This window comes from Helicobacter pylori (assembly GCF_017594925.1).
Taxonomy (GTDB): domain Bacteria; phylum Campylobacterota; class Campylobacteria; order Campylobacterales; family Helicobacteraceae; genus Helicobacter; species Helicobacter pylori_DP.
Genome location: NZ_JAALNT010000012.1, coordinates 37,633 through 49,074, shown reverse-complemented (window position 1 = coordinate 49,074; position 11,442 = coordinate 37,633). Strand labels below are relative to the sequence as shown.

Annotated in this window: 10 protein-coding genes, 1 tRNA gene and 1 pseudogene; 9 read left to right on the top strand and 3 right to left on the bottom strand. The window is 39.9% G+C overall.

Going from position 1 to position 11,442, the window contains the following annotated elements; translation table 11 throughout:
* A pseudogene (locus G6069_RS05515) lies at positions 1-202 on the top strand (DUF874 family protein); the annotation flags it as partial.
* A gap of 231 nt (positions 203-433) precedes the next feature.
* Here G6069_RS05515 and G6069_RS05510 read toward each other — a convergent pair.
* On the bottom strand, positions 434-1,177 hold the full coding sequence (locus G6069_RS05510; protein ID WP_197293626.1) for a carbonic anhydrase: 744 nt from the start codon (positions 1,175-1,177) through the stop codon (positions 434-436).
* Positions 1,178-1,448: 271 nt separating this feature from the next.
* Here G6069_RS05510 and G6069_RS05505 point away from each other — a divergent pair, with 271 nt between their 5' ends.
* The 3 genes from G6069_RS05505 (at position 1,449) to G6069_RS05495 (ending at position 5,349) form a co-directional block, all read left to right on the top strand.
* Positions 1,449-2,624 (top strand): sugar transporter, encoded by a 1,176-nt coding sequence (locus G6069_RS05505; protein ID WP_197293625.1) that lies wholly within the window; start codon positions 1,449-1,451, stop codon positions 2,622-2,624.
* A 168-nt stretch (positions 2,625-2,792) separates the two neighbouring features.
* Positions 2,793-4,172 carry an HP1184 family multidrug efflux MATE transporter gene (locus G6069_RS05500; protein ID WP_197293624.1) on the top strand — a complete coding sequence of 460 codons (1,380 nt, stop codon included), beginning with the start codon at positions 2,793-2,795 and terminating at the stop codon, positions 4,170-4,172.
* A 25-nt stretch (positions 4,173-4,197) separates the two neighbouring features.
* Positions 4,198-5,349: a cation:proton antiporter gene (locus G6069_RS05495; RefSeq protein ID WP_108302907.1), complete on the top strand. Its 1,152-nt coding sequence runs from the start codon at positions 4,198-4,200 to the stop codon at positions 5,347-5,349.
* A 4-nt stretch (positions 5,350-5,353) separates the two neighbouring features.
* Here G6069_RS05495 and G6069_RS05490 read toward each other — a convergent pair whose 3' ends face one another.
* Together G6069_RS05490 and G6069_RS05485 are read right to left on the bottom strand one after the other, a co-directional pair.
* Positions 5,354-6,115: a tRNA 2-thiocytidine(32) synthetase TtcA gene (locus G6069_RS05490; RefSeq protein ID WP_000312853.1), complete on the bottom strand. Its 762-nt coding sequence runs from the start codon at positions 6,113-6,115 to the stop codon at positions 5,354-5,356.
* 18 nt (positions 6,116-6,133) lie between these two features.
* Complete coding sequence (locus G6069_RS05485) at positions 6,134-7,426, bottom strand: MFS transporter (protein ID WP_331459020.1); 1,293 nt, start codon at positions 7,424-7,426, stop codon at positions 6,134-6,136.
* Positions 7,427-7,607: 181 nt separating this feature from the next.
* On the opposite strand from G6069_RS05485, the gene G6069_RS05480 reads away from it, so the two are divergent.
* From G6069_RS05480 to G6069_RS07980, 5 genes are all read left to right on the top strand, one after another.
* Positions 7,608-7,685: transfer RNA gene (locus tag G6069_RS05480), tRNA-Met, on the top strand.
* Between the two features lie 105 nt (positions 7,686-7,790).
* Positions 7,791-9,047, top strand: coding sequence for a NupC/NupG family nucleoside CNT transporter (locus G6069_RS05475; RefSeq protein ID WP_197293622.1), 1,257 nt, complete (start codon positions 7,791-7,793; stop codon positions 9,045-9,047).
* Between the two features lie 11 nt (positions 9,048-9,058).
* Entirely contained in the window at positions 9,059-10,300 is a 1,242-nt protein-coding gene (locus G6069_RS05470; RefSeq protein WP_197293621.1) for a phosphopentomutase, read from the top strand.
* Entirely contained in the window at positions 10,297-10,998 is a 702-nt protein-coding gene (gene deoD / locus G6069_RS05465) for a purine-nucleoside phosphorylase (RefSeq protein WP_197293620.1), read from the top strand. Before G6069_RS05470 ends, deoD begins: the two co-directional genes overlap by 4 nt.
* A 76-nt stretch (positions 10,999-11,074) precedes the next feature.
* Entirely contained in the window at positions 11,075-11,299 is a 225-nt protein-coding gene (locus tag G6069_RS07980) for a hypothetical protein (RefSeq protein WP_231628046.1), read from the top strand.
* Positions 11,300-11,442 lie beyond the last annotated feature (143 nt).

The window sequence follows — 11,442 nt, the reverse complement described above, 5'->3', positions numbered from 1 at the left end:
ATCTAAAAATACGCTCTAAAGCTCAAGCTAAAATGCTTGAAATGAGGAGTTTAAAACCAGACTCACAAGCCCACCTTTCAACCTCTCAGAGCCTTTTGCTCGTTCAAAAAATATTTGCTGATGTCAGTAAAGAAATAGAAGCAGCTGCTAAGACTGAGAAAAAGTAGAAAAAGCAAGTTATGGTTATAGTAAAAGGATGTAGGCATAAGAAAACACCATAAAATCGTTTTTAGCTTATTTATGGTGTTTTAAAGACTCTATATCACCCAATTAGAACAGAGCCTTTTTTAAACTCCTTAGTAGGAATCCTAATCGTTTTTAGCGTTTGAGCGTTTCACAAAATACAAGCGGTTGCAATTTTTAGCGGTGTTTTATTAGAATAATTTTTATCTCCCTCTTTATATAAAGAGAGAGTTTTCATTTTAGTGGGTCTTTAGCGGGTCTCAGCTGAGCTTTTAATGATCACGGTGTTGTAGTCAGGTTGGACGGGGCGTTGGTTGGGCGAATTTTTCATGCGTTTTTTGATTTCAGCCAATTGTTTAGCAGAGACTTCCAAAGGCTCTTCTATGACAAACCATGCCACCCCTTCTGTGCAAGGAGGAGCGGTGAGAGAGCCGTTAAAATGGTAGTAATTGATGCTTTTAGGCAAGAAAGCGTCTAAAGCCACCTCCTTAAAACCTTGTTTCTTTTGAATGCCTTCTAAAATAGGATCAAGGTTGGGGTTTTCTTTCCCTTCTTCAAAACCAATCGCTAACACTAACAAACGCCCTTTAGCGTCTTTATGCACGAAATGCGCGCTCAAAGGCCTGGTTTTATTATTGATTAAAAACTCCATAGGGGCGTGGAAATGCACATTATCCAACACATAGTCATGCCCTCTATAATTGATGTGGTTAGTCGGCTCAAAAGAAGCCTTTAAAGTGTGGTGGGTGAAAAAGACCGCTTTAGGTTTGGAAGCGGCGTATTTGAATCGCAAATCGGCTTTATCTTGCGTGTGGTAGTAATGCTCAATGTTAATGGGCGATTGGCTTTTACCGCTTTTGCACACTTCAAAATCTTTGTGCAATTTGTCCCAGCGGTGCGGGCCGTTTTCTTTATTTTTATAGTCCCATTTGGTGTTTTCAGCGCCTATAAGAGAAGTGGCTAGCGCTAAAGCGATCAAAAAAGTTTTTTTCATTTTAATTATCCTTTATTCTAAAATTCTAAAATATTAAAAAGCAATTAATTCTAGCGCTCAATAAACAATGACCGCAGCTACAAAAAATAGATTGGTTAAAAGTTGGAAATGGTTTTAAATTCTGTTTTATATGGTAACAACTCCCTTGGATTAATGCGCCTATGGAGCGGGAATATTTGTTTTAACCAGTTCCCAATTTACAAGCGGTTAAAATTTTTGTCTTATACTCCAAGTTTTCAAATTGAATAAAATTTAACCCCTTAAGATTTAAATGATGATAACCAAACAATCGTATCAAAAGTTCGCTTTAATGCGGGTTTTTGTGTTTTCGCTTTCGGCGTTTATTTTTAACACCACGGAGTTTGTCCCTGTCGCATTGTTATCAGATATTGCGAAAAGTTTTGAAATGGAGAGCGCGACAGTGGGGCTTATGATCACTGCTTATGCATGGGTGGTGTCTCTTGGCTCATTGCCCTTGATGCTGCTTAGCGCTAAAATTGAAAGGAAACGCTTATTGCTTTTCCTTTTTGCTCTTTTTATTCTCAGCCATATCCTTTCAGCGTTAGCGTGGGATTTTTGGGTGCTACTCCTTTCTCGTATGGGTATCGCTTTTGCCCACTCTATTTTTTGGTCTATCACGGCTTCTTTAGTCATTCGTGTCGCGCCAAGAAATAAAAAACAGCAAGCCTTAGGGTTATTAGCGCTAGGGAGTTCGTTAGCGATGATTTTGGGTTTGCCGCTTGGGAGGATCATCGGGCAAATGTTAGATTGGCGCTCCACTTTTGGCGTGATTGGGGGCGTTGCGACTCTTATAGCGTTGCTCATGTGGAAATTGCTCCCGCATCTACCCAGTAGAAACGCCGGCACGCTCGCAAGTGTCCCCATATTAATGAAACGGCCGCTTTTAGTGGGGATTTATTTGCTTGTGATCATGGTCATCTCTGGGCATTTCACCACTTATAGCTATATTGAGCCTTTTATCATTCAAATCAGCCAATTTTCTCCTGACATTACGACGCTAATGCTGTTTGTTTTTGGGTTAGCGGGCGTGGCGGGGAGTTTTTTATTCGGCCGTTTGTACGCGAAAAATTCAAGAAAATTTATCGCTTTTGCAATGGTTTTAGTCATTTGCCCGCAACTCTTGCTTTTTGTGTTTAAAAACTTAGAGTGGGTGATCTTTTTGCAAATTTTCTTATGGGGGATTGGGATCACTTCACTCACCATTGCGTTGCAAATGAGGGTGTTACAGCTCGCCCCAGATGCCACGGATGTCGCGAGCGCGATTTTTTCGGGGAGCTATAATGTAGGGATTGGATCAGGAGCGCTGTTTGGCAGTATTGTGATCCACCAATTAGGGCTAGGGTATATTGGCTTTGTGGGTGGGGCTTTGGGGTTGTTGGCGCTGTTTTGGCTTAGATTCATTACGATAAAATTTAAAAAAACATAAAGAGCGTTAAAAGGATTAGCCCAATAAAGGAAATCCCTTTTGCGTTAAAAACCATTTTTAAAATTTAGTGATACGGCTTGAATCCAACCGCGCTAACGGACAGATTGTCTCTCTTTTTATGTTAAAATAGAAAAATTTGTCATAAATTTTAAGCGGTGTGTGGTTTAAATGCTCAAAAAAAAGATTGATTTGCATAAAGATTCGATAAGGAAGCTCTTTTTTTATTATTTTATCCCTTTAGCTTTTTCTATGATTTCACTTTCCACTTATTCTATGATAGATGGCATGTTTGTGGGCAAGAAACTGGGTAAAGAAGCTATCGCTGCGGTCAATATCGCATGGCCTATTTTTCCAGGACTCATTGCGTATGAATTGCTTTTTGGTTTTGGGGCAGCGAGCATTGTGGGGTATTTTTTGGGTCAAAATAAAACCCATAGGGCTAGGCTTGTGTTTAGTAGCGTGTTTTATTTTGTCGCTCTTAGCACCTTTATTTTGAGCATGGCGCTACTACCTTTTAGCGAAAATATCGCGCGTTTTTTTGGGAGCAATGACGCTTTATTGAGCATGTCCAAACGCTACATTGAAATCATTTTAATGGGCGCGGTTTTTATGGTCCTCCACCCTTTAGCGGATGTTTTTGTGGTGAATGACAAACGCCCCATTTTAGCGATGGTAGCGATGCTGATTGGCTCGTTAGCGAATATCTTTTTCAACTATTGGTTTATTTTTGTTTTGGAAGTGGGGGTTCAAGGCAGCGCGATAGCCACCGTGATAGGGCATGCGATAGGGGTTTTAGTCTTAATGCAACATTTTTGGTTTAAAAAAGGGCAATTGTATTTTATCAAACGATTTTCTTTGTCTTCAGTCATTTCTTCAGCTAAAAGCGGCGTGCCTCAAAGCACGGCAGAATTTAGCGCTTCTATTATGATTTTGTTGTTTAATACCGCTATCATGCACACGGCTGGGGAAAGGTTTGTGAGCATGTATGGGATCGTTATGTATAATGCGATTATCTTTTTTACGACTTTATTTGCGATTTCTCAAGGCATCCAACCGATTGCGAGCTTTAGCTATGGGGCTAGAAATTTAGAGCGCGTGAAAGAGGTGTTTGTTTTTGGTTTGAAAGCAGCGTTTTGTATAGGGATTGTTTTCTATGGCGCTTATTATTTTTTAGATGAATTTTTAATCAAGCTTTATTTGCAGCCAAGCGAACAAGACCCTCTTTTTATGCAAGAGACTAAAAGAGCGATGAATATTTACTACATCGGCTATGTTTTTTTAGGCATGACTTTGTTGTGCGCGGTGTTTTTCCAATCCATCCAACGCACTAAAAGTTCGTTTGTTATCACCCTTTCGCACACACTAGGGTTTATTATTGTCCTATTGCCGATTTTAAGTCATTTCTATGGGATTAATGGCGTTTGGGTAACTTACCCTATCGCGCAATTTTTAGCGTTTTTAGTAGCGTTAGGGGTAACTTATTATGAAATCAAAAAAGGGGTTTTCACCACTTATAAAGAGCAAAATCTCGTTATTTTGAAAACTTAACCAATAAATAAGGTAAAATTAAGACATGCATGCAGAATTTTTCACTTTCGCGCTCATTATGCTTTTAATCGTGATAGCTCCCTATGTGTCTAGAATCTCTCGTTTGCCTATCACGGTTGTGGAGATTTTATTTGGATCTGTTGGGGCGTATGTGGGTTTTATTGAGCCAACTAAGGGCTTTGAAATCATGTCTGAAATTGGCTTTTTGTTTTTAATGTTTTTATGCGGTTTGGAAGTTGAAATTTATTTGTTCAAAAAATTAGGGGTTTCTCTTTTAAAACGCATTTTTGCTTATCTGTTGATTTTATACACGCTTTCATTCATCCTTACTTTTAGCCTTAATTTAGAGCCTATTTTTATGGTGATTTTCCCTATTATCAGTTTGGGCATGATCATGACTTTAGTCAAAGATTATCGTAAAGAGATTTTGTGGCTTGATTTGGTTTTGAAAGTGGGCGTTATTGGGGAATTGTTAAGCATTTTTGGTTTGGTGGTCGTGGATGGGGTGTATTCGCATGGTTTGGGCGTGGATTTAATCAAAGATTTAGGCATTCTCATTGTTTTTCTCATCTTAATTATCGTGGCGTTTCAAATCTTTAAGACTTTGTTTTGGTGGTTCCCGCATTTAAAGCTTTTTGTGATGCCTAAAAGCAGTCAGTTCAACCAAGACGTGCGCTTTTCGCTCATGCTCTTTTTTTCACTGGTTGCGATCGTGGTGTGGCTCAAAATAGAAATGGTTTTAGGGGCGTTTCTAGCAGGGTTAGTCGTTTCTACTTTCTTCCCTCACAAATCAGAATTGATCCACAAGCTCAATGATGTGGGTTTTGGGTTTTTTGTGCCTTTGTTTTTCATCCATGTAGGCTCTACTTTAGACTTAAAATTAGTGTTTTTAAACCCGCATTTGATTCTCCAAGGGATATTGATTGTCATAGCGATGTTGAGTTTGCACTTGATCACTTCAACCTTATTGTGGCACAAATACTTTAAAGAAGCTAAGCATTTATTTTCATTCGCCTTAGGGGCTTCCATGCCTTTAACTTTTTTAGTAACCACTGCGGCGGTAGGCTTAAAAGCACAAGCGATCTCGCAAAACACCTACTACGCATTGCTCATGGCAGCTATCTTTGAAGGGGTATTATTCACGATTGCGATCAAAATACTCAACAAAAAAGCTTAAAGCTTTAAGCGTCTAAATACTTAGCGTCGCTAAAGCTGTTCGCCTGAACGTTATTAAACGCGTTTTCTAAGCTGTCAAAGAAATGAGGGTGCAAGTTTTGCATTTCTTTTAAGAAATTTTTGGTGGCTAATCGCGCGATAGGGGGCTTATCGGAAGTGGGCTGTTTGGCTGGGCAATTGCAATCAGGGGCAACCGGGATATTTTGAGAAGTGACAAAATGGATACTACTGGCTTCTCGAACCTTAATCAAAGGGCGGATCACCAATAAGCCGTTTTCAGCCCTATAAATGGGGGGCATGCTCCTCAAACTCCCGTTATAAGTGAAATTCATAAAAAAGCTCTCCACCGCATCATCTAAATGGTGCGCGATAGCGACTTTATTATAGCCTTCTTCTAAGGCTTTAGAATACAAAGTCCCTCTCCTCAAACGAGAACAAAACGAACAAAACGAGCTTTTTTCACGGCGTTTTTCGTTGATCGTGGCAGCGATTTGGGTGTAAATAATCTCATGCTCAATGCCTTGCTCTTGGCACAAATCGCTCAACCATTTCAAATCTTCGCCCAAACCATAATGCACGGTAACTGCTTTAAAATCAAATTTGAAAGGGGCATGTTTTTGCATCCTGGCTAAGATGCAAGCGAGCATGATAGAATCCTTGCCCCCACTCAATCCTAACAAGATTTTATCGCCTTCTTCTATGAGTTTGTAAGTGGCGTTTGTCTTGCCTACAATGTGCAAGACTTTTTTGGAAATTTCATAGGCCATTTTTGATCCTTAATTGTTTTATTTTCTAAAGTTTTGCGCTAAGCGAATGATTTCTTCTTCGCTGATGTGATCGGAATTATATTTCACAATAATGATTTCTTCGCTAATATTAACATACCATTCAATGATTTTATCCCCTAAAGTTTCAAATTGTTCCTCATTATAAGCGTCTAAAGGGAAATAGACATTTTTTTGCTTGGAAGGGTTGTTGAGTAAAAAGAGCGATAGTCCCCAAATAAGCCCTAAAGCTACAACGATTAAGCTTGTGTTAGAAACGCCTAAATGATGGTAGCTTAACCCCCCGCTCACGCCCCCAACAAAGCTCCCTAAATAGCCAAAAGTAGTGAATTGCCCTAAAACCTTGCCTTTTTCGTTTGCTCTGGCGAATTTAGACGCTAAAGATTGCATGATAGGCTCTAAGGTGGCAAAGCCAATAAAGAAAAACGCCACCCCAACAATAAAAAGCCATAAATATTTCCCTAAAAAGCTAGAGTCGGCTAAAAACAAGCATAAATAACTCATAATAAACAACAGCACGCCAGAAAGCATCACCCCCTTAGGCTTATTGTATTTTTCAGCCATAACGCTCGCTATTCCCATGCTTAAAACCCCTAATAAGGCTCCAGGTACATACACCAAGATCAAAAAGCTTTCATCTTTATGAAATTCATTCACTAAGGCTAAAGGAATTAATACAAAAATAAGCGTCATGAACGCTTTTTCAAAAAAAGAGCTTAGATACAAAAGATACAAGGCTTTAGAGTTGGGTTGGTAAGCTTTTATGTTTTTGATCTGGTAAGAAATTTTAGGGGCGTCTTTGACTTTTAAAAGCATTAACAAACTCAATAAAGTTAAGATCGCCGTGAGTAAAAAGAGCCATTTTGCCCCCCCAAAAAACGCCACAACCCCAGGGCCAATCGCCATGCTTATGGTGAAGCTAATGAAAATAAACGCCCCCATGATCGCCATCGCTTTGGTGCGCTCTTCTTCTTTCACTTCATCCGCCACCATCGCGCTAACGACCCCCCCTAAAGCCCCCATGCCTTGAATGAAGCGCCCGATAACGAGCGTGATAATATCGTTCGCCACAAAGCACACTAACGAGCCAATTAAAAACAATAATAAGCACACCATAACGACCACTTTACGGCCGATTTTATCGCTAAGAATGCCCATGGGGGTTTGAAAAATGATTTGCGTGAGATACGCCCCACCCACCGCCAAACCCACGAGCAAGGGACTGCTTGAATGGAAACTATCCGCATACAAACTGATGACAGGCAAAACGATAAAAAGCCCTAAAAACCGCAACGAAGACACTAACGCTAATGGAAAAATTTTCTTAAACATGCGTAGTATTTTACAAGAAAATCTCTAATTTCTATCATTAATTTAGGAAAGTAGGATTGTATAATAAAAGTTTAATTTTAATGGATTTTTAAGAAAATTTTTTGTATAATCTCATTCTTTATTTTTTATAAAAATTGCTTGTGTCAAGGTAGCTCAGCTGGTTTAGAGCGCTGGTCTCATAAGCCGGAGGTCGGGGGTTCAAGTCCCCCTCTTGACACCATGATTTGATTTAATCTTCATTTAATATCCGTTTAATCTTTTTTTTAGCAAACCTAAACTACAATAGCGTTGCATCTTTTAATTTCTTAACATTAGGGATTTGACGATGATTTTTAGCTCTCTTTTTAGTGTTGTAGGGATGGCGGTGCTTTTTCTTATTGCTTGGGTGTTTTCTAGCAATAAAAGGGCTATAAATTATCGCACGATTGTCAGCGCCTTTGTGATCCAAGTGGCTTTAGGGGCGTTGGCTTTATATGTGCCTTTGGGTAGGGAAATGCTGCAAGGCTTAGCCAGCGGCATACAAAGCGTGATTTCTTACGGCTATGAGGGGGTGCGTTTTTTATTTGGGAGTCTCGCTCCAAACGCTAAGGGCGATCAAGGGATAGGAGGCTTTATCTTTGCGATCAACGTTTTAGCGATCATTATCTTTTTTGCTAGCTTGATTTCACTTCTTTATTATTTAAAAATCATGCCTTTATTTATCAACCTCATCGGCGGGGCGTTGCAAAAATGCTTAGGCACTTCTAAAGCAGAAAGCATGAGCGCAGCGGCTAATATTTTTGTAGCGCACACCGAAGCGCCCTTAGTCATTAAGCCTTATTTGAAAAGCATGAGCGATTCAGAGATTTTTGCGGTCATGTGCGTGGGCATGGCTAGCGTTGCGGGGCCTGTGTTAGCCGGGTATGCGAGCATGGGCATTCCTTTGCCTTATTTAATCGCCGCATCGTTTATGTCCGCTCCTGGGGGTTTGTTGTTCGCTAAAATCATTTACCCGCAAAACGAAACCATTTCTAGCCATGCAGATGTTTCTGCAGAAAAGCATGTCAATGCCATAGAAGCTATCGCTAATGGGGCAAGTACAGGGCTAAATTTAGCCTTGCATGTGGGAGCGATGCTTTTAGCCTTTGTGGGGATGCTCGCGCTCATTAACGGGCTTTTAGGGGTTGTAGGGGGGTTTTTAGGCATGGAGCATTTGTCTTTAGGGTTGATTTTAGGCACGCTCTTAAAACCCTTAGCCTTTATGCTAGGCATTCCTTGGAGCCAGGCCGGGATTGCCGGAGAAATCATAGGCATTAAAATCGCGCTCAATGAATTTGTGGGCTATATGCAATTTTTGCCTTATTTGGGCGATAACCCTCCTTTAATCTTGAGCGAGAAAACTAAAGCGATCATCACCTTTGCGTTGTGCGGATTTGCTAACTTAAGTTCAGTCGCTATGCTCATTGGAGGGCTTGGCAGTTTAGTGCCTAAAAAGAAGGATCTCATTATAAGGCTTGCTTTAAAAGCGGTGCTTGTAGGCACGCTTTCTAATTTCATGAGCGCGACTATCGCCGGGTTATTCATAGGACTAAACGCTCATTAAAAGGATAAAACATGCAAAAAAGAGTGGTAATCTTATTATTGGATTCTTTTGGTATAGGGGCTAGTGAAGACGCTAAAGATTTTGGCGATTTGGGGGCGAACACTTTAGGCAATATCGCTAAGGCTTGTTTTAATAACTTGGCTGATTCTAACGATCGCAGTGGGGCTTTGAAACTGCCTTATTTAGAGAGTTTGGGTTTAGGTTTGAGCGCTTTAAAAGCTGCAAATGAATTGCCCTTAGGCTTTCAATCCCAACCTAATTTAATAGGGGCTTACGCTTACGCCAAAGAACTTTCTAGCGCTAAGGATACGATTTCTGGACATTGGGAGATGATGGGTGCGCCCGTTCTTTTTGAATGGGGGTATTTTAAAGACAAAACCCATTCGTTTCCTAAAGAAATTTTAGATGAAATCATGCACAAAACTAAGATTAAGGGCTATTTAGGGAATTGCCACGCATCAGGGACAGAAATCATTAAAGATTTAGGCGAAAAGCATTTAGAAACTTTATACCCCATTTTTTACACTTCAGCGGATTCGGTGTTTCAAATCGCTGCGCATGAAGAAAAGTTTGGGCTTGATAACTTATACGCTCTTTGTGAAGAAGCGTTTCAAATTCTAGAGCCCTTAAAGATCGCCAGAGTGATCGCACGCCCCTTTATTGGCACCAATAGAGAGGATTTCAAACGCACCGCCAATCGCAAAGACTATGCGATAAAGCCCCATAAAAAATTGCTTTTTGAAACATTCATTGAAGAAAAGCGAGGCGAAATCATTAGCATTGGAAAAATCGCTGATATTTACGCCCATGTGGGGATCACTCAAAAGTTCAAAGCCAGTAGTTTAATGGAATTATGCGATGTTACTTTAGAGCAGGTCAAAAACGCCCCAAATAACAGCTTGATTTTTACGAATTTTGTGCATTTTGATAGCGATTATGGGCACAGGCGTGATATTAGTGGGTATGCTAACGCTTTAGAGTATTTTGATGCGCGTTTAAAAGAGGTTTTAGACAATTTAAAAGAAAACGATTTGCTCATTCTTTGCGCCGATCATGGGTGTGATCCCAGCTTTAAAGGCACCGATCACACACGAGAATACATTCCTGTTTTGTTCTACCATAAAGATTTGCAACCAGCCTTTTTAGGCAAGAGCGAGTCGTTTGCGGATATTGGGCAGAGTATCGCTCACTTTTTGGGATTAAGCCCCTTAGATTATGGCAAAAACTTACTAAAATTTAAAGGACAACCATGACCCCTCACATCAACGCTAAAATCGGCGATTTTTATCCTCAATGCCTTTTATGCGGCGATCCCTTAAGAGTGAGCTACATTGCGAAAAATTTTTTACAAGACGCTAAAGAGATCACGAATGTGCGTAACATGCTAGGCTTTAGCGGGAAGTATAAGGGTAAGGGGATTTCTTTAATGGGGCATGGCATGGGCATTGCGTCATGCACGATTTATGTAACGGAGCTCATTAAAACCTATCAGGTTAAAGAGCTTTTAAGGATTGGCACTTGCGGGGCGATTAGCCCAAAAGTTGGCCTGAAAGACATTATCATGGCGATTGGAGCTTCAACGGATTCTAAAACCAATCGGGTGCGTTTTTTAAACCACGATTTGAGCGCAACGCCTGATTTTGAATTGAGTTTAAGAGCGTATCAAACAGCAAAGCGTTTGGGTATTGATTTGAAAGTGGGCAATGTTTTTTCAAGCGATTTTTTCTATTCTTTTGAAACGCATGCTTTTGATTTAATGGCCCAATACAACCATTTGGCTATTGAAATGGAAGCGGCAGGGTTATACGCCACGGCGATGGAATTGAGTGCTAAGGCTTTATGCTTATGCTCAGTCTCAGATCACTTAATCACTAAAGAAGCCTTAAGCCCTAAAGAAAGAATAGAAAGCTTTGATAACATGATCACTCTAGCCTTAGAGATGATGAGTTAGCCTTTTTTGTTGCCCCCATAAGTTAAGGATAAACTTTTAAGGAAAACCCTTAAAGCTAAAAGCCTTAAGGGAACTTTTGAAAAACAAAAGCTATCATTTTACAGAAACTTCGTTTTACAAAACTACCGCTTCAATAAAACAACAACTTTACACCCCAAAAATGAAATTTCAAGGTATAATGTTTTCCAAGAGTTTTTACCATTTTCTGTTTTCATGGCAAACTCCCATTAAAAATTATCCCCATAATTGCACTTATGGGGGCGTTTATTTTACAACAATTTTTCTTAAAGCCCCAATCTAAATTAAAAAAGAAAACCTTACCCCAAGTAAAGAACACTAAAAAAGAACGCTAAAAAGAATGTTAGGGCTAATTTAAAAGAGTTTTATAACCCCATAAGTTAAGGATAAACTTTTAAGGAAACCCTTAAAGCTAAAAGCCTTAAG

Excerpts from the sequence above, each read along its gene's own strand:
- G6069_RS05510 (WP_197293626.1), bottom strand. The coding sequence starts at position 1,177 with ATGAAAAAAACTTTTTTGATCGCTTTAGCGCTAGCCACTTCTCTTATA.
- G6069_RS05505 (WP_197293625.1), top strand. The coding sequence starts at position 1,449 with ATGATGATAACCAAACAATCGTATCAAAAGTTCGCTTTAATGCGGGTT.
- G6069_RS05500 (WP_197293624.1), top strand. The coding sequence starts at position 2,793 with ATGCTCAAAAAAAAGATTGATTTGCATAAAGATTCGATAAGGAAGCTC.
- G6069_RS05495 (WP_108302907.1), top strand. The coding sequence starts at position 4,198 with ATGCATGCAGAATTTTTCACTTTCGCGCTCATTATGCTTTTAATCGTG.
- G6069_RS05490 (WP_000312853.1), bottom strand. The coding sequence starts at position 6,115 with ATGGCCTATGAAATTTCCAAAAAAGTCTTGCACATTGTAGGCAAGACA.
- G6069_RS05475 (WP_197293622.1), top strand. The coding sequence starts at position 7,791 with ATGATTTTTAGCTCTCTTTTTAGTGTTGTAGGGATGGCGGTGCTTTTT.
- G6069_RS05470 (WP_197293621.1), top strand. The coding sequence starts at position 9,059 with ATGCAAAAAAGAGTGGTAATCTTATTATTGGATTCTTTTGGTATAGGG.
- deoD (WP_197293620.1), top strand. The coding sequence starts at position 10,297 with ATGACCCCTCACATCAACGCTAAAATCGGCGATTTTTATCCTCAATGC.